Genomic DNA, 18,519 nt, shown 5'->3' on the forward strand with positions numbered 1-18,519 from the left:
CCCTCACTCTGTTTTTATAATTGCTGACGCCACTGTTCGTACGCTTCTAATGCGTCTTCTTGTAAGCCTAATTGAATTGCTTTAAGTAATGTTAAAACATTTGTTTTTTCTTGCTGGGTTACTTTACCACTAAATTTATTACCACTATAGGCCTCTAATTGAAACCAAATACGTAAAGCTAATCGATTGCCAGACGCAATCATAATTTCCCGCATAACATCATTACGTAAACTATTGTTTGTAATCTCCAATTGAATAAATAAGCTATCCCAAACCGGCAAATTACGTAACTTCTCCTTTTGACATACTACCCGTATTGCCTCACGTTCATGCAAACTTCTTGTTTTCTCTACATCTGATAATGCACGTTCATCGTCCATAATAAATGTAGCTAATACTTCTATTAATTTATGTTGTGGGGAAGCGGATAAAAATGTACCTCCACCATGTTTTGTTTCAATTAATCCTAATAACTCTAAACTACGCAATGCTTCTCTCACTGCAGAACGCCCAACTTGCAAACGTTCTGATAACACGCGCTCTGATGGTAGTTTTCCACCTGCTTCTATTTTCTCTTCTCGAATTAATACCCGAAGCTGTTGAACAATCTCTATAAAACGCTTTTTAGGTTGCGTCATGTCCATCATTCATTATGCCTCCTTCACAAAGTGGTATGACCACTTTTAACAGCATAGCGAATTTTATTTTCTTTGTAAAGAAAAAACGTGAAAATTTTCGTTTCATGTCGAAAATCTTCACGCTTTTACGCAAAATAACTGTATTATAACAGTTTTCTATTTATGATGGGATAACTCGAAGTTGCTTAGCTTGTAATTGTACTTTACCTTGCCTTTGCTCCACTACTCCTTCTACATATAATAATGTAGCGATTGGAGGTGGTTCTTGTAATGTGCGAAATACTTGCGGGAAAACGGTGATAGAAATGGTATGATACTCGTCTTCGGCTTCAATAAATGCCATTTGTTCGCCTTTTTTAGTACGCAATACTTTTACTTGTTGTACCATAGCAAGCCATTTAACACGCGTACCAGGTATCGCTTGATACCAATCATCACTCACACCTATATAATGCTGTGTGCGCAAATGTTGCAAGGGATGCTCACTAATGTAATAACCTAATGCCTCACGCTCATATGCTAGAACATCTGTCATTGGTAAAGGCGGTACTTTATGATATTTAGGCACATAAAAGATAAACTGCTCTGCCTCTTCTATAGTAATAGTAATGTCTTTACGATGTGTGATGGCATGTTGGCGGGCTGCAGATACAGTCTCTAACAACGTTGCTCTAGTCTGCCCAAAATCATCTAATGCACCAGCTTTAATCAACAATGTTAATGCTTTTTCATTCATAGCCTCACCTGTTAATTTAATTGCTAAATCAAAAATATTTTGGTAAGGTCCTGTTTGTTTTCTTTGCTGAATTAATTGCTCTACCCATTTTTTTGGCACTTGCTTAATCGCTGATAAACCAACGGTAATTGTATGGTCATGTGCGGTATAATAGCGCTCACTATGATTAATGCTTGGTGCTTTAATCTGCAAACCTTTTGTGCGGGCTTCTTGTAATAGACGCAGTGTTTTCGTTGTGTCACCAATCGCATTCGTTAACAATGCGGCATAAAAAATCGCAGGATGATTTGCTTTAATATATGCTAGCTGATACGAGATTAAACTATATGCAACCGCATGACTTTTAACAAAACCATAATTAGCAAAACGCATAATTAATGAAAAAATCTGTTCTGCTACAGCCATATCATATTTTTTTTGCTGTGCACCATTAATAAATTGTTGTTGCATTTTAGCTAGTTGAACACCATCTTTTTTGCTGACAGCTCGTCTTAATAAATCCGCTTCACCAACCGTCATGCCTGCAAAGGTTGTAGCAACTTGCATAATTTGTTCTTGGTACACTATAATACCGTATGTTTCTTGTAAGATTGGCGCCAAATTGGGATGTGGCATACGCACAGGCTCTGCATTATTTTTACGACGCGCATATTGTGGGATAAAATCCATTGGCCCTGGTCGGTATAAAGCATTGATTGCTACAATATCTAAAAAATGAGTCGGTTTAATTAAGCGAAGCGCCTCTCTCATTCCTTGTGATTCTAATTGAAAGACACCTGTTGTATCGCCTTGTTGTAATAAAGCATAGGTTTTCTCATCATCTAACGGAATGTGATATAAAGGTAAAACTTGACCATATTCTCTTTCATATAACCAGCGCATTTGGGCTAACATCGTTAAATTACGCAAACCTAAAAAGTCAATCTTAAGTAAACCTGCTTCCTCTACTTCCTGCATGGGCCATTGTGTGGCGTATAAATCCTCCGCACCATTTTGAATAGGGGCTACTTCAACAATTGGGATTGGAGCTAATACAATACCAGCAGCATGGATAGAGCCTGTACGTGGTAAGCCTTCTAGCTTACAAGCTGTTTGCCACCATTGCTGATGCGATTCACTTTGAGCCACATAACTTCGCAAATTAGCATTTTGTTGATATGCTTCTTGCAATTGAGTAGCTTGAGCAGGTAATAATGATGCAATATGCTGTAGTTGCTCTGCTTCAAAGCCCATTGCTCTAGCCACTTCTCGTGCTGCCGCCCTCATCGCTAATGTGTTAGATGTACTAATTTGTGCTACATAATTCTTTCCATATCGCTTAGCTACATACTGAATAATTTGTTGCCTTTTCGCGTCAACAAAATCAATATCAATGTCTGGCAACGATACACGCTCTGGATTTAAAAAGCGCTCAAACAACAAGCCATATTTTAAAGGGTCTACTTCTGTAATACATAAAGCATAGGCAACTAATGAACTTGCTGACGAACCACGTCCTGGTCCTGTCACGATTTTTTGTTGACGAGCATACTGCATAAAGTCTGCAACAATTAAAAAATAATCCGCGTACCCCATATTACAAATCACTTGCAATTCATATTCTAGACGCTGATAATATTCCTTTGATACTTGCGGGAGGCGCTTTTGTAAGCCTTGTTGTGCTTGTTGACGTAATACCTCCGTAGTTGATTGACCCTCTTGTAGCGGGAATTTAGGCATATGTTTTGTAAAAGATAACGTTACTTGACAGCGCATTAATAATTGCTCTGTGTTTTGCCGCCATATAATAGGAAAGGCTCCGTACTCTTCTGCTGTTAGCATGCGGTAGTCTTGTGTGACTTCACTTTCTACACCTGCTATCTTTTGTGCAATTTCATAACTAAACGCGTCATCATGATATAAATAACGTGCTTCTCTACTAGCTAATAAGGGGATGGCATTTTTTTCGCAATAATCCATCACTTGTTCATCATCTGTACTGACATATAATTTAGATGAATACGCATCAAATAAAGCCTCCACGCTTTGCAATGTTGGTTGACTCATATGTAATAGACAACCTTTAATATAGCGGCTAAGCCAATGCCAACGAATGTATTGCTGTGTCTGTGCCGCGCTTGATAGCTTCAATAAATTTTGATACCCTTCGTTATTTTCTGCATAAAAAATACAAGAAACTTGTTGCTCATTTGGTAAAGCAATATTGACTTCAACGCCATATACCGCATGAATACCGGCTTGCTTCATCGCCTTAGCAAAAGGTAAAAGCCCATGCAATGATTGGTTAACAATTGCACAGGCTTTCGCATGTTGTGTTTGTAGAAAGTCTGTTAATGAAGCCAAACGTATCGTGCTTTGTAATGCATCCGCACTTGTTCGCACTTGGGCATATACCGTCATAACATTCCCTCCTTATTTGTGACAAAGTACTTGTAATTGACGATAAACTTCGTCTGCCTCCTCAAATGTGTAAACAGATGCACCTGAGGCAAGCGGATGTCCGCCACCACCAAATTGCTTTGCCAATGTATTAATCACTGGGCCTTTTGAACGCAAACGTACGCGGATATTATCTTCTTCTTCAATAAAAATAACCCATGCCTTCATATCTTTTACATCACCTAAAGAGCTTACTAATAACGAAGCTTCTGAAGGCGTTGCGTTAAATTGCTGTAATACCGCCTTTGTTAAATCAACTCGCCCTGCACCATGTTCATCCATAATAAAATTTTGGTACATATAGCCTTGTAAATGTAAGATGTTACATTCTAATTCATACATGCCATTATAAATTTTTTCGCGATCAAAATCATAGGTAATTAGTTTCCCTGCTGTGGTAAATGTCTTTAATGTCGCGCTTGGATAACGAAAACGCCCTGTATCGCCTACGATACCTGCATATAATAACGCAGCTGCATGATGAGGCAGTTGCCATTGTTTTGTCTGTTGACCAACTTCAAATAAATCAAAAATCATCTCACTGACAGAACTCGCTGTTGTATCTACCCATACAAGATCGCCATATACATCATCATTAGGATGATGGTCAATTTTAATTAATTTTGCGCCTTTACGATAACGCTGGTCATCCACACGTTCTGTATTAGCTGTATCTGTAACGATAACGAGTGCATCTTCATAAAGTGCATCAGCAATTACATCTGGTTTAGCCATAAAACTTAATGACTCCTCATGAGTTCCTACAGCATAAATATTTTTATTAGGGTAGTTATGTTGTAATAATTGCTTTAACCCAAATTGTGACCCATACGCATCGGGGTCAGGTCGTACGTGACGATGAATAATAATTGTATGAAACTGTTCAATTGTGTCGATGATTTGTCGTTGCAAATAAACTTCCTCCTTGCGCGTCATAATTTCCGTTAGCATTTTTGACAAAATATCGGTACAATGGTGTCAGCAATATGCTAGGAGGTTACTCGTTTTGACAGCGCTAAAATTTTTAAATATTTTATTTGTTGTTCTTATTGTACTGTCTTTCGTTAGTTATTTCTATTTTAAAACGAAACAGTTTCGCACATCACTCATTGCTCATAAAAACTGGTATAAAAGCAAAGCTGGTGTGAGCCTTGCTGCTTTTATTATTTTGTTCGGCTTTAACCAAGCACTCATGTTCCCTGATTGGATTACATTCTTAATAGCGGGGTTATTTGTGATCATAGGTGCGGTGCTTGGCGTTGGGAGTTATCGCCGCGTTAAACATTATGGCCAATTTGTTGAAGAAGAATACGAATTAAATAAAAAGAAATAATAAGAAGGAAGCAGCTATCAGGCGGCTTCTTTTTATTTTTTTATACAGTGCATAGCCGCCTCTGCCTCGTGCCAAGGCACAGCATAACCTTTACCTTTTGTACAAAACATACTAGAAGAAGTATAAAGTGGGTCTGCATTTTTATCATACTGTGACAGCGCTATGACTTCTTCTGTATTATGACACACATCATATCCATCTGCTTGCAAAGTGAGCACACCTTTCCCATTTGTCATTGCAGCAAAGTGCGTACTATAATGCATAAAGGTTGCAACAGGTACTCTGCCTGTGAGCTGTGCCTCACGCTCTGTCAAAAGGGGCGGCTCAAATTCACCACTTGCTTGTTGAATGTCTGTCATTACACGTCCTATTACTTCACTTGGCATCTTCATTTTGAAGCGGTAATATGGTTCTAATAAAATCGGTGTGATTTGTTCTAAACCTTGACGTAGCGCGCGGAACGTAGCTTCTCTAAAGTCACCACCTGCTGTATGTTTAATATCGGCGCGACCTGTTAGTAATGTAAATTGAATATCTGTAATCGCAGCACCGATAAGCACACCATTATGTTGCCGCTCAAATAAATGCTGTTCTATGAGTCGTTGATAATTTAGACTCAACTCATCTACATGACAAGTTGTGATAAATGTATTCCCCTGTCCGCGTTGATTAGGTGACAGTTGCAAATGTACTTCTGCATAGTGTTTAAGCGGCTCAAAGTGACCATACCCTATGACACTTTGTTCGATTGTTTCTTTATATAAAATCGTGGGCTCATTAAACGCCACTTGCAAATTAAAGCGTTGTTGCAGTATAACAGTCATGACCTCTAATTGAATTATCCCCATAATTTGAACATGGATTTCTTGCAAAGTTTCATGCCATACTACTTGGAGAGAAGGTTCTTCACTTTCTAATAATCGAAAGATATGTAACACATCTTTAATATGTTGCTCGCCTGTGTATTGTACACGAGCTTGTAAAGTTGGCTCTAACTCATATGTTGACGTTTGATAAGTTTCACCAATGGTGTCGCCAATTTTAGCTTGTTGTAAACCTTTAACTGCAAATAGGTCACCTGCACATACACAAGGGACAGCGTCAAAATTCTCACCATTATACACCCTAATCTCTGTTACTTTTTCTGTTTCACTAGCTAGATGAAGCTCATCACGCACACATAATTTACCTTGCCTCGCCTTCATAAAAGTGAGACGCTGATTGCCCTCATGTCTAATTTTAAAAACATCAGCATAAAATGGAGCGGATGTTTCATAACAAGTTGTCATTACTAGTATAATTTGTTGAATGAATGTCTCTATACCTATATCTTTTAGAGCCGAGCCATGAAAGCATAAAAAAGCTTGTTCGTTCTTTATGAGTTGACGTAATGTCATTAAACATTGTGCTGTGGATAAGCCTTCTGTTAAATAAGCTTCTAATAATCCCTCATCTTGCTCTGCTAGCCACTCTTGAAGCGCAATCGGTATATGAGTGTTTGTCATCGCTTCTTCCATACAAAAGAGTTGTGATGTTAATGATTGTAACTGCCTTTGCACATCATGCACCATAGCACCTTCACGGTCTACTTTATTAATAAAAAAGAAGGTTGGTATGTGGTACTTTCTAAGCAAACGCCAAACGGTCTCTGTATGCCCTTGAACACCTTCAACTGCACTAACAAGTACAATAGCATAATCCATTACACTAATGGCGCGTTCCATTTCTGGCGAGAAGTCTACATGCCCTGGTGTATCTATTAAATGATACACTTGCTCTCCCACTTTAAATCGTCCTTGTTCCGCAAAAATCGTAATACCACGTTGTCTTTCTAACACGTGATTATCTAAAAAGGCATCTTGGTGGTCCACACGCCCACGCTGTTGAATACCTTTAGTATAATAAAGTATTTGCTCTGAGAATGTCGTTTTTCCTGCATCTACATGCGCTAATACGCCAATTGTTGTAAACATTATACGTCCTCATTTCTTGATAAAAAAGACAAAGCCCTCCATCGATACTAGGCTTTGTCTACTTAACACTGATTTATCTTTCAAGCAATTGGAAAGTCATCATTGCTTTACCCACTAAAATTGTATCATGATATACTTCAAAGTCCATTTTAACAAATTTACGGCTCATATCTAAAATGACGGGCTTTACAGTTAAAATGCTTTCCATTTGTACAGGTTTGATAAAATAAATTGTCATGTTTTCTGCTACGGCATCACCACGTTTGCGTCTCTTTAAAGCAAATGTACCTGCCTCTGCTAATAATGTAGTAAAAGCACCATATGAAATGGCACCAAATTGGTTGGTCATTTGAGGTGTTACTTTAAACTCAACTTGTAACTCTTCCTCATTGTTTAATACTTTCACTTCATTTTTCACAATATCATCAATTGTCTCACCTTGCTGTGGCTGACGTTGTGCTAATTGCAACGCCTTTAACACGTCTTGCCGGCTAATCACACCTTGTAAAACATTATCATCATCTACAACTGGCAGTAAATCAATGCCCTCCCAAATCATTTGGTGACCGGCAGATGCCACACTCATTTTCATAGAACCTGAGATTGGGTTTTTCGTCATCACCTTTTCAATCGCCTCATCATCTGGACGCCCAATAATATCTTTTACTGTAATCATACCAACTAATTTATTTTTTGCTGTGACAACTGGGAAAGCCCCATGTGTTGTACGCTCATTTTCATGTTGAAAATCGGCGAGTGTTTGCGTATTACGCAACACTTTTGTTTCAGATATGGGCACATAAATATCTTCAATAAATAAAATATCTTTTTTAATTAATTGGTCATAAATCGCACGATTAATCATTGTTGCTACTGTAAAAGTATCATAGCTTGTCGTAATAATAGGCAAAGATAACGCATCAGCAAGCGCTTTATTCTCATCCGTTGTATCAAAGCCACCCGTAATTAATACAGCCGCTCCAGCATGCAAAGCATTTTCATGTGCTTTGAAACGATTTCCTACGATTAATAAACTACCTGCTTCTGTGTAACGCATCATATCATTTAATTGCATAGCGCCAATGACAAATTTGGTTAATGTTTTATGCAACCCATTTTTGCCACCAATTACTTGACCATCAATAATATTTACAATTTCTGCAAAGGTTAACCGTTCAATATTTTCTTTTTTCTTCTTCTCAATTCGAATCGTGCCTACACGTTCAATTGAACTTACTAAACGACGGTTTTCTGCTTCTTTAATTGCGCGATAAGCTGTTCCCTCACTCACAGACATTTCTTTAGCAATTTGTCGTACCGAAATTTTATCACCGACAGGTAAAGATTCAATGTATCTCAATATTTTTTCGTGTTTTGTTGACACAGTATCACCTATTTCTCATGCTGTATTTTGATGTTATCAGTGTAACATATTTTAATCAAAGGTGATTTTCTTTTATTTTTTTAAAATGCTACTGCGTCACCTGCTGACAAGATTTGCACCTCAGCATCCTTCACTAAATCAACAAATTTTTGTGGCTCTTGTTTAATAGGTGGAAATGTATCGTAATGAACAGGTATCACAATTTTAGGTTGTAAAAGTGATACAGCTTTAGCTGCATCTTCTGGCCCCATTGTGAAATGATCACCAATCGGTAAAAACGCTACATCAATTGCCTCATACTCTCCAATTAATTTCATATCGCCAAATAATGCTGTGTCACCTGCATGGTAAATCGTCTTGCCTTCAATTGTAAGTATGATTCCCATCGGCATGCCCATATAAATAATTTCATTATCTTCTGTAGTGTAAGAGGAGCTATGGAAAGCCTGTGTGTATTTCACACGTCCAAAGTCAAATTGAGCTGCGCCTCCAATATTCATTCCCACTGCATGAATTCCTTGAAAACCGAGCCATGTTGCTAACTCATGGGAACCAATAACCGTAGCACCTGTTCTCTTTGCTAGTGCCACTGTATCTCCCACATGGTCATTATGTCCATGTGTAAGTAAAATAAAGTCTGGTTGCTCCTCAGTAGCATTTAAATCTGTCAAATTATTGCCTGTAATAAAGGGGTCTATTAAAATCACATGTTGCGCTGTTTGAATTTTAACAACAGAATGTCCGTGATACGTTATTTTCATTAAAATTCCTCCTTATTTATGTCATCTAACATATATTATTCGTTAAAAGTGCAAAAAAACCTTTATTTTTGATATGCTAAGTATGCACAACAATAAGACATGGAGGTTTTCTTATGAAAGTAAAAGAAATTCAGCAATTTTTACAGCAAGAAAATATTGATGTGGCATTTATTACAACACCTGAAAATGTAAACTACATAACAGGTTTTAATAGTGACCCTCACGAAAGATTACTCGGGGTAGCTGTTTTTAAAGAAGCAGCACCATTTATTATTTGTCCACAAATGGAAGTACCTGATGCAAAACGGGCTTCTGGCTGGGAAGATGTAGTCGGACACCTAGATACGCAAAACGCAATGGATATTTTAGCTGATGCCATTCGTGCCCGTGTAAGCGATGTCAAATCGATTGCCATTGAAAAATTACACTTAAACGTTGCTCGCTACGAACAATTACAAGAGCGTTTTGTTAAAGCTTCCTTCCCTCGACTTGATGACAAATTAAATTATATGCGTGTGATTAAATCGGAAGATGAACTTGTTAAATTACGTGAGGCAGCTAAACTAGCTGATTTTGCTGTACAAGTTGGTTGTGATAATATTGCGGAAGGTAAAACAGAGCTTGATGTTTTAAATGCGATTGAAACAGCTGTTAAAAACAAAGGCTATGACATGTCATTTAGCACAATGGTGTTAACAGGTAAAAACTCTGCTTCACCTCATGGCGTACCAGGACATAATAAAATCCAAAAAGGTGACTTCGTATTATTTGACTTAGGGGTATTATACGAAGGTTACTGCTCAGACATTACACGTACTGTCTCATTTGGTGAGCCAACTGACAAACAAATTGAAATTTATGAAACAGTATTAAAGGCTAATGAATCTGCGATTGCAGCCGTTAAACCAACTGTTAAAGCAAAAGACATTGATAAAGTAGCACGTGATATTATTACAAATGCCGGCTTTGGTGACTATTTCCCTCACCGTTTAGGACATGGTCTTGGGATCTCTGTACATGAGTTCCCAGACATTAGTAGTGTAAATGAAATGGCATTGGAAGAAAACATGGTATTCACGATTGAGCCTGGTATTTATAAAGGCGATGTAACAGGTGTGCGTATTGAAGATGACGTAGTTGTAACAAAAGATGGCGTTGAGGTACTAACAAAATTCCCTAAACAACTTACTATTCTACCTGTTAAATAATCTCATAAAAGAGAAATAGCATAAGTAAGCTATTTCTCTTTTTTTATGAGATTTCATCGATAGATAATTGACTAACAACTACTAGATTTCATGTTAAAATATGAGTTATCAATTAAAGGAGGTTTTTTATTTGAGTAAAAAAACGTATTTCATTGCAACTTTAGCAATATCCGCTGTTGCAGTTAGTGCTATTGCACCAACAGCTCATGCAGAAAAACTGACATTCAAAGATTTAAAAGGGATCGATCCCGGACAAGAAAAAGCCATCTACTCATTAGTAGACAAAGGGATTATTAAAGGCTATGAAGACCAAACATTTAAACCTTATAATCATGTAACCCGCAGTAACGTTACAAAATTCCTTGCTAAGTGGCTTGTGTATAATGACTATAAAATCCCTGCAGATTACAAAGCCAAACAACGCTTTAATGATGTTTCTTTACAAGCGAAAGACCAAGAATTATTACAATATGCGGCACTTGTGCATGATGCTAATGTTTTTAAAGGGATTAAACAAGATAAAGGACTCCCATCATTAGCGCCTGAACAAACGATGACACGTGGGGCTATGGCAGTTGTGTTAGTACGTGCTATTAAAGAATTATACGATGTTGATTTGATTGATTTATATAAAAAGGACAACTTCAAAACATCAATTAAAGATTTGACATTGTTAAAAGATGACTTTGAAAAACAAGAAGCCATCATTGCTTTAGAATTTGCCAAAATCACAACACCTGAAAAAGGGATGTTTAAACCGAAAGACCCTGTGCGTCGTTCCCACTTTGCTAAGTTTTTAGATAGCACCATTACCAATATTGATGCATTTATTGAACCAGAAGTACCTGCATTAACTGTAAAAGAAGCTACAGCTACATCAACAACAACGCTTGCTGTAACATTAAGTGATGATTCAACGCATACTGTGACATTAGAAAAACCACTAGAGGAAAACATGACAACACCTGTTAGTTTTGTCATTGATGGTGTGACCTACAAAGCTGATGTCCGCTTTGATGTGAAAGAATTGAAATTATTGACAACTAATCATGCTAACAGCACAACATTACAATTGCATTTTAACCAAGCCATTGATCCAACAAAATTGTTAAATGCTGATCATACGTTAAAAAATGGTGTCATTTTATTTAATGGTATTGGACAAGCGAAAAACCCTATTATTGCTTCTGCTTCGTTAAGTAATAATCAGCGTACTATCACTTTACAATTGGATACAGCACTCGCTGGTAAATATAATATAGAACTTAGAAATCTAGCTGCGGCATCTGGTGAAACATTAACGCATGACTTTAATTTAACATTAGAAGCGGATACAACCGCCCCTACTATTGTAAAAGTAGAACAAAAAAATGCCTCATTAGCGAATGTTATTTTCTCTGAGCCCATGCAGGCTATTAACGCAAAAGACGTTACATTTACGTTAGCGAATGGCACTGCACTAGAAAATGTTAAAGGAACGTTACAAGAAAATAGCACAGAGATGCTTATTGACTTGTCTGAAGCAACAGCTAACGGCAAATTTTTAGCGCCTAATACAAAAGTACAAGCACGTTTTGCTTCTGTGCGGGATATGGCTGGCAACTTTATTGCACCTAACCCTACTATTGTTGAACTAATGAAGGGCCCTTCTGACGGTATACCACCTGCTTATCGTGAAATTAAACAGACTGGGCCTACATCATTTGATATTTACTTTAGTGAAGCTGTCTTACCTTTGAAACGAGAGGAATTATCTGTTGTTAAAGGGGATCAACGCATCGAGGTAAAACATATTACAATGGCGAAAGATACACCTCATATTATGTCTGTAACGATGACAGGAGCTAATTTAGATGGCAGTCATACCATTTCATTAGCTAAAGATGCTGTCATTCAAGATTTATCTGGTGAAACAGCAACCTTTGCTACAACATATACTTTTAACAACGATACACAGCCACCAACTGTAATCGACCAACGTATCATTACACAAAATGATGAGCAGATTATTGCCTTAATCTTTAATAAAACAATGACTCTTAGCGATGCTGTTGCTAGTGCTACAGGTACGTATACCAAAGATGGCGTTGAGTATCCTGTCGAGACTGATTTTATTAAAAACATGACATTATTGGATGACCGTCGTACATTACACATTAAATTACGAGATGTATTACAAGCGAAAAATCCTGAAGTACCTTTAGATGTAGTAGGGGCTAATTATCAGCTTTCTTTAAAATTAGAAAAACTAAAAAGTGAATACGGTGTAGACTATATTGGTTACACTACTTTAAACTTTGTACGCACACAAGATAGCATAAAAAATCAAGACATCATTATTGTTAAAGACATCCAACAAGACCCTACAGATAATAATATTGTTACAATCACTTTTGATAAAGAAGTAGATGCTGCAAGTGCAACTGATATTAGCAACTATTCCATTGATGGCGTTACGGTTGAAAAGGCAACTGTGGAATATAATAAGCTAAACACTGTAAAACTCACACTCAAACAAAATAGTATTACAGACACTGTAGACCGCCATATTACAATTAAAAATGTCCATGCTAAGCATTCAACTGTTCCTATGAAAGAAACACGTAAGACGATTCGTTTACAAGAAAATGTGTCACCTACTGTACAAAACATTGTAGTAAAAGATGGCACGACGCTTGAAGTTACCTTTTCAGAAAATATCATTGTCGAAAACTTGCCGTTTGAGATCGCCATCAATAACGCTAAAGTAGACTACATGATTACAACAAAAGCGACTGATGCTAAGACACAAGTCATCTCCCTTGCACAGGGTAAAATCTTTAAGGCTGGTGATCTACTATCAATCCAACCTAATATTGATAAATCTAATACGATTAAAGATCAAGCGAATAATCCGCTATCTTTCTCTGGTTATAGTGCACCTATTTCATTTAATTAATACTAAAGTGTATAAAAAAGTACCATGGCAAACATCGCCATGGTACTTTTTTTTATTGAAGTAAAGCGTCAATATCAACGTATGGTAAATCAAATGCCTCTGCCACACCTTTAAATGTCACATTGCCTTCTAATGTATTAATCCCTTGTTTTAAGGCTGCATTATCTAGACACGCTTGTTTATAACCTTTATTAGCGATTTGCAGTGCATATAATACGGTATTGTTTGTCAAAGCAATTGTAGACGTACGTGGTACTGCACCAGGCATATTTGCTACTGCGTAATGTACAACACCATGTTTGACATATGTTGGGTCATCATGAGTTGTCACACGATCAGAAGTTGCAAAAATACCACCTTGGTCAATCGCAATGTCAATTACTACCGAACCTGGTTTCATAGACTTAATCATTTCTTCACTGACTAACTTTGGTGCACGTGCGCCAGGAATTAATACTGCTCCCACCACTAAATCTGCATGTTTTACAGATTCTGCAATATTATATGGATTAGACATTAACGTTTGGACATCACGACCAAAAATATCCTCTAATTGACGCAAACGGTCTGCGCTTAAATCGATGACGGTCACATCAGCACCGAGTCCTACCGCTGTCTTAGCTGCATTCGTTCCTGCGATTCCTCCACCAATTACAGTTACACGACCACGTTGTACACCCGAGACACCACCTAGTAATATACCTTGTCCACCATGATTTTTCTCTAAGTATTGTGCGCCGATTTGTGTAGCCATTTTACCTGCTACCTCACTCATTGGCGTTAATAATGGCAACGTACGATTTGGTAATTGTACCGTTTCATAAGCGATAGCCACTACTTTTTTCTCTAATAATTTTTCAGTTAGCTTTGGCTCTGCTGCTAAATGTAAATATGTGAATAAAATTAAACCTTCATAAAAATAGTCATATTCACTTTCTGCTGGCTCTTTTACTTTTAACACCATATCGCTTGCCCAAGCTTCTTTTCCTGTCGCAACAATGGTTGCACCTGCCGCTATATAATCCTCATCTGTAAAGCCTGAACCCGCACCTGCATTCGTTTCAACTACTACTTCATGCCCAGCGCTTAGTAACGTCACCACACTAGCTGGTGTCATTGCTACTCGATTTTCATTATTTTTGATCTCTTTTGGAACTCCAATTTTCATCTTTCTTGTTCTCCCTTCTTAGGCAACTTGCCCTATTCAGACAAGAGGATTTTGACTAAACTTCATTTTATCAAATTTTATCTGAAAATTCTCGATTTCGTTGATATTTTTATAATTTAGCGTTAAAAAAAGTAAAATTACTTAATAAGTTAGTTCGCTCTTTCCTTTTTAATAGGAAAATGCTTGTTTATTCCCTTTTCTATGTTCTTTTTCATCATTTATTTCATAATATTTTCTAAGTTGCTATTTCCTTTGAGTAAGGATTTGGTATAATCAAGGTATACACATAGAGGAGGTAATTTAAATGGCTAATCATTATCAAAATATCGTTGTTGCAGTAGATGGTTCTAAAGAGGCTGAATATGCTTTCCGTAAATCAATCGATGTAGCAAAACGTAACCCAGGCTCAACTATTCACTTAGTAAACGTAATTGACACTCGCTCATTCGCAGCTGTAGAAGCTTATGACCGTTCAATTGCTGAGCGTGCTAAAGAGCATTCTGATAACTTACTTAAAGGCTATAAAGAAGAAGCTGCTAATGAAGGCGTTGACAACGTTAAATTAATCGTTGAATACGGTTCTCCAAAGAACATCATTACTAAAGAGCTTTCTAACTTAGTAGATGCCGATTTAATCATCTGTGGTGCAACAGGCTTAAATGCTGTTGAACGTTTCTTAATTGGTTCTGTTTCAGAAGCAATTGTACGTTCTGCGAAATGTGACGTACTTGTCATCCGTACACCAGAAAAGTAATACATAAAAAGGGCTTGCCCTTTTTACAAGAAAAGCTGAGGCGAATATCGCCTCAGCTTTTACTTTTGTTCATCTTGCCATTGTTGTACTTGCGCAAAGAACTTAGTTAATGCCTGTTTGTTTTGCAAATTTGGTACTTTAGCTAGTAATACTTCCTTTGGTGCTTTTGTTTCCTCACCTTGCTTTTGCAAAATTAATAAACTTTTCTCATGTGCTTGACTAGCAAACATGTTTGTAGGCAATTGCACGACTGCTTGAATGTGAGCATGCTTTTTAAGATAGCTATGCAACTGTTTTGCCTGTTCAGACTCAAATAATGTCGCTGGAATTAATAAGAAAACATAGCCACCGTCTTTCACATGTTGTAAAGATCGTTCAATGAAGAGATGGTGGGCATAACTCATACCTTCACTAGCACATAACTCATACTCTAAAGCTACTTCTTCATTTGGATAATAACCTACTGGTAAATCGCATATAATAGCATCCACTGGATCAATTAATAGTTTATCTAGTGCGTCTTGGCGATAAAGCTGGATAGGGTGTTCCAAACATTCTGCTGTAACCGCTGCTAACTGAATTAATAGTTCATCTACTTCTACTCCAGTAGCTTGTATCCCTTCACGCATATTCATAACAGTAAAGAGCAAATTGCCTGTGCCAACCGCAGGGTCTAGCACTGTAATAGTTTGGTCTTTGTAAAATTGTTGTATAAAATAACCGACTAGAAAACCTAACGTATCTGGTGTCATTTGATGATTAGGTTGTGCACTTTTACGCATACCTTTTAACATGGCAATTTGGATGGCTTTACGAATATCTTCCTTATCAACATTTGCTAAAGGCAATGTAACCTGTTGCTCTAATGCGCTATCTAATGTGTGTAAGACACCCTCTAAATAACTCAGTTCTTGTTCTTTTTCTAATTGTTCAACGTGTGTATTAATGGCGCCAAATAATTGTTCCATTTTTTCCATGCAAAAAATCCCTTCTTCCGTATACACATAAAGAAGGAGCTGATTGGAAAAGTTCCCTTAACAGCTCCCTCAGTACTTATAATATTGTATCTATTATTTTAATGCTTTAACCGCATCAATTGCACCTTCATAATTAGGATGGTCTGTTGCTTCGCTTACATACTCTACATATGTTACCTTATCGTCTTTATCTACTACAAACACTGCACGTGCTAGTAAACGTAGTTCCTCGATTGCTACACCATAGGCTTGACCAAATGACAAGTCACGGTGGTCAGATACTGTTTTTACTGCTTCAATACCCGCATCTCCACACCAGCGCTTTTGAGCGAATGGTAAGTCTACAGATACAGTATAAATGACAACATCGTCACCCAACTCGGCAGCTGCTTCATTAAATTTACGTGTTTGTGCATCACATACGCCTGTATCTAATGATGGAACAACGCTGAATAAACGTACTTTACCTGCATCTGTTTGTAAGGTTACTGGTGATAAATCATTAGCCAATACTGTAAATTCAGGCGCTTTGTCACCTACTTTTACTTCATTACCTAATAATGTTACAGGATTATTTTTAAACGTAATTTGTACCATTTTATGACCTCCTAAGGGATTGTGGTGGCATTGCCACGTTCTTCTTTATCTTACTAAACTTATTCAAACATAAGCAACTATTAGTACTTAGCTTTATCCACATACACATTTTCATGAACTACACATGTATCTGCAAAATAATCATGTAATGCTTGATGTTTAGGTAAAAAGGTGATTAAAACATAGAGTAATGGAATCACATTACTAATAAAACGGCCAATCCATTCTCTAAATAATAAATCGACTAATGTAGGTTTAGTGCCATCAATCCGTATTACTTTTAAACCAAATATCATTTTGCCTAATGTTTGTTGAAATTTCCAAGTCATGATAACAAAGTAAGCGTAATAAACAATAGCAGTTAAAATCGCTAATGGGGCAAACATTGTATCTTTATTAAACGATAAATCAAACAGATAGAAAAATGGATTAATCGCGATGCCAACAACAGCTGTCACAATTAGTGAATCCATAATATAAGCAATAAAGCGTATCCAGAAACCTGCATATTTATGTTCATACTGTTTAGTGTCAACAGCGTTAGTCAACGTTGTATCTTCTAATGGCATATCAAACTGTGTCATGCGATTTCCTCCTTAGTTTGCACCATATAAATACATCATTTGTGGTGCATTATATTTTGTTAACATCTCTGCTACAAAACGCTCTTCTAACGAAGGGCCAAATAACGTAGATGCCTTCACACCTAGTATTGTGCGCCAATTTGTCGTTGGATCTGCAAATGTAATAAGCTGTGCATCTGTTAAATCATAGTCTTCTCGCATTTGTTGAATAACCGTTTCCTCATCAGCGATTTCATCAACTAAGCCTGCTTTCATTGCTTGTGTACCACTCATAATACGCCCATCTGCCACTTTCTTGACATCTGCCTCTGACATATTACGCCCCTCAGCGATGATATTTACAAATGTACCATATGATTCATCAATCATCTCTTGCATCATTTTTCGTTCTTCCTCTGTGACTTCACGTGTTGGACTTAACATATCTTTATGAATGCCTGATTGGAATTTTTCATAACGTACACCTAATTTTTCTGCTAGTTCTTGATAATTGATCGTTTGCATAATAACACCGATAGAGCCTGTAATCGTTTCTTGCATAGCAAAGATTTTATCCGCTGGTGCTGAGACATAATAACCGCCTGAGGCTGCCATTGCGCCCATAGATACATAAACAGGGATATCACGTGTTGCTTGGATTTCCATAATTTTTTTACGAATTTCAGCAGACTCAATCACACCACCACCTGGTGTATTAACAGCAAAGACCACACCTTTAATGCTGTCATCTTCTTTGATTTGTTTTAATTGAGACAAGAAATTTTTATGATTATAACCTGTGGAGAAGGCACTCATTTCAACATCTTGAATCGTACCATCTAATTTAATATAAGCAATTTTGTCATTTGTTTTTCCTTGTTCTAACACTTGGGTATTTGTAAGCTCTGATTGTTCATTAACAAAATCCTCAATATTAGCAAAGAAATCTGTTTTAAAAAAGCTAAATACGGCATTGATGCCAATAGATCCTATAAATAATACAACAGCAATAATTAAAGCTGTCCAGCGTTTTGGATTCATTATTCTTCC

General features: G+C 37.2%; 15 protein-coding genes. 4 read left to right on the forward strand and 11 right to left on the reverse strand.

Going from position 1 to position 18,519, the window contains the following annotated elements; genetic code table 11:
- Nucleotides 1-14: 14 nt before the first annotated feature.
- The 3 genes from IEW44_RS12825 to IEW44_RS12835 form a co-directional block, all read right to left on the reverse strand.
- Nucleotides 15-647, reverse strand: a complete 633-nt coding sequence (locus IEW44_RS12825; RefSeq protein WP_188615455.1) for a FadR/GntR family transcriptional regulator — start codon at nt 645-647, stop codon at nt 15-17.
- Between the two features lie 151 nt (nt 648-798).
- Nucleotides 799-3,774, reverse strand: coding sequence for a DNA polymerase III subunit alpha (locus IEW44_RS12830; RefSeq protein WP_188615456.1), 2,976 nt, complete (start codon nt 3,772-3,774; stop codon nt 799-801).
- A 12-nt stretch (nt 3,775-3,786) separates the two neighbouring features.
- Nucleotides 3,787-4,725 (reverse strand): DHH family phosphoesterase, encoded by a 939-nt coding sequence (locus tag IEW44_RS12835; RefSeq protein WP_229704243.1) that lies wholly within the window; start codon nt 4,723-4,725, stop codon nt 3,787-3,789.
- Nucleotides 4,726-4,819: 94 nt separating this feature from the next.
- On the opposite strand from IEW44_RS12835, the gene IEW44_RS12840 reads away from it, so the two are divergent.
- A complete protein-coding gene (locus IEW44_RS12840) occupies nt 4,820-5,146 on the forward strand; it encodes a YtpI family protein (protein ID WP_188615457.1) in 327 nt (108 codons plus the stop codon).
- A 32-nt stretch (nt 5,147-5,178) separates the two neighbouring features.
- On the opposite strand, the gene IEW44_RS12845 is transcribed toward IEW44_RS12840, so the two are convergent.
- The 3 genes from IEW44_RS12845 to IEW44_RS12855 form a co-directional block, all read right to left on the reverse strand.
- The gene (locus IEW44_RS12845) at nt 5,179-7,119 is read right to left on the reverse strand and encodes an elongation factor G (protein ID WP_188615458.1); all 1,941 of its coding nucleotides are present in this window, start codon (nt 7,117-7,119) and stop codon (nt 5,179-5,181) included.
- A gap of 73 nt (nt 7,120-7,192) precedes the next feature.
- Complete coding sequence (locus IEW44_RS12850; RefSeq protein ID WP_188615459.1) at nt 7,193-8,503, reverse strand: DRTGG domain-containing protein; 1,311 nt, start codon at nt 8,501-8,503, stop codon at nt 7,193-7,195.
- A gap of 80 nt (nt 8,504-8,583) precedes the next feature.
- Nucleotides 8,584-9,264: a metal-dependent hydrolase gene (locus tag IEW44_RS12855; protein WP_188615460.1), complete on the reverse strand. Its 681-nt coding sequence runs from the start codon at nt 9,262-9,264 to the stop codon at nt 8,584-8,586.
- A gap of 113 nt (nt 9,265-9,377) precedes the next feature.
- Between IEW44_RS12855 and IEW44_RS12860 the strand changes: the two genes are divergently transcribed.
- Both IEW44_RS12860 and IEW44_RS12865 read left to right on the forward strand, forming a co-directional pair.
- A complete protein-coding gene (locus IEW44_RS12860; protein ID WP_188615461.1) occupies nt 9,378-10,472 on the forward strand; it encodes a M24 family metallopeptidase in 1,095 nt (364 codons plus the stop codon).
- A gap of 130 nt (nt 10,473-10,602) precedes the next feature.
- A complete protein-coding gene (locus IEW44_RS12865; protein ID WP_188615462.1) occupies nt 10,603-13,410 on the forward strand; it encodes an S-layer homology domain-containing protein in 2,808 nt (935 codons plus the stop codon).
- 52 nt (nt 13,411-13,462) lie between these two features.
- Here IEW44_RS12865 and ald read toward each other — a convergent pair whose 3' ends face one another.
- Nucleotides 13,463-14,578 (reverse strand): alanine dehydrogenase, encoded by a 1,116-nt coding sequence (gene ald, locus IEW44_RS12870; protein WP_188615463.1) that lies wholly within the window; start codon nt 14,576-14,578, stop codon nt 13,463-13,465.
- 304 nt (nt 14,579-14,882) lie between these two features.
- Between ald and IEW44_RS12875 the strand changes: the two genes are divergently transcribed.
- Nucleotides 14,883-15,332, forward strand: a complete 450-nt coding sequence (locus tag IEW44_RS12875; RefSeq protein ID WP_188615464.1) for a universal stress protein — start codon at nt 14,883-14,885, stop codon at nt 15,330-15,332.
- Nucleotides 15,333-15,391: 59 nt separating this feature from the next.
- On the opposite strand, the gene IEW44_RS12880 is transcribed toward IEW44_RS12875, so the two are convergent.
- The 4 genes from IEW44_RS12880 to sppA all read right to left on the reverse strand — a co-directional run bounded on the left by IEW44_RS12880 (nt 15,392) and on the right by sppA (nt 18,510).
- Nucleotides 15,392-16,309, reverse strand: coding sequence for a class I SAM-dependent methyltransferase (locus tag IEW44_RS12880; protein ID WP_188615465.1), 918 nt, complete (start codon nt 16,307-16,309; stop codon nt 15,392-15,394).
- A gap of 93 nt (nt 16,310-16,402) precedes the next feature.
- Nucleotides 16,403-16,906, reverse strand: a complete 504-nt coding sequence (gene tpx / locus IEW44_RS12885; protein ID WP_188615466.1) for a thiol peroxidase — start codon at nt 16,904-16,906, stop codon at nt 16,403-16,405.
- Between the two features lie 80 nt (nt 16,907-16,986).
- Complete coding sequence (locus tag IEW44_RS12890) at nt 16,987-17,490, reverse strand: RDD family protein (RefSeq protein ID WP_188615467.1); 504 nt, start codon at nt 17,488-17,490, stop codon at nt 16,987-16,989.
- Between the two features lie 12 nt (nt 17,491-17,502).
- On the reverse strand, nt 17,503-18,510 hold the full coding sequence (sppA, locus tag IEW44_RS12895) for a signal peptide peptidase SppA (protein WP_188615468.1): 1,008 nt from the start codon (nt 18,508-18,510) through the stop codon (nt 17,503-17,505).
- Between the last annotated feature and the right edge of the window lie 9 nt (nt 18,511-18,519).

Source organism: Lysinibacillus alkalisoli (assembly GCF_014643595.1).
In the GTDB taxonomy this organism is placed as follows: domain Bacteria; phylum Bacillota; class Bacilli; order Bacillales_A; family Planococcaceae; genus Metalysinibacillus; species Metalysinibacillus alkalisoli.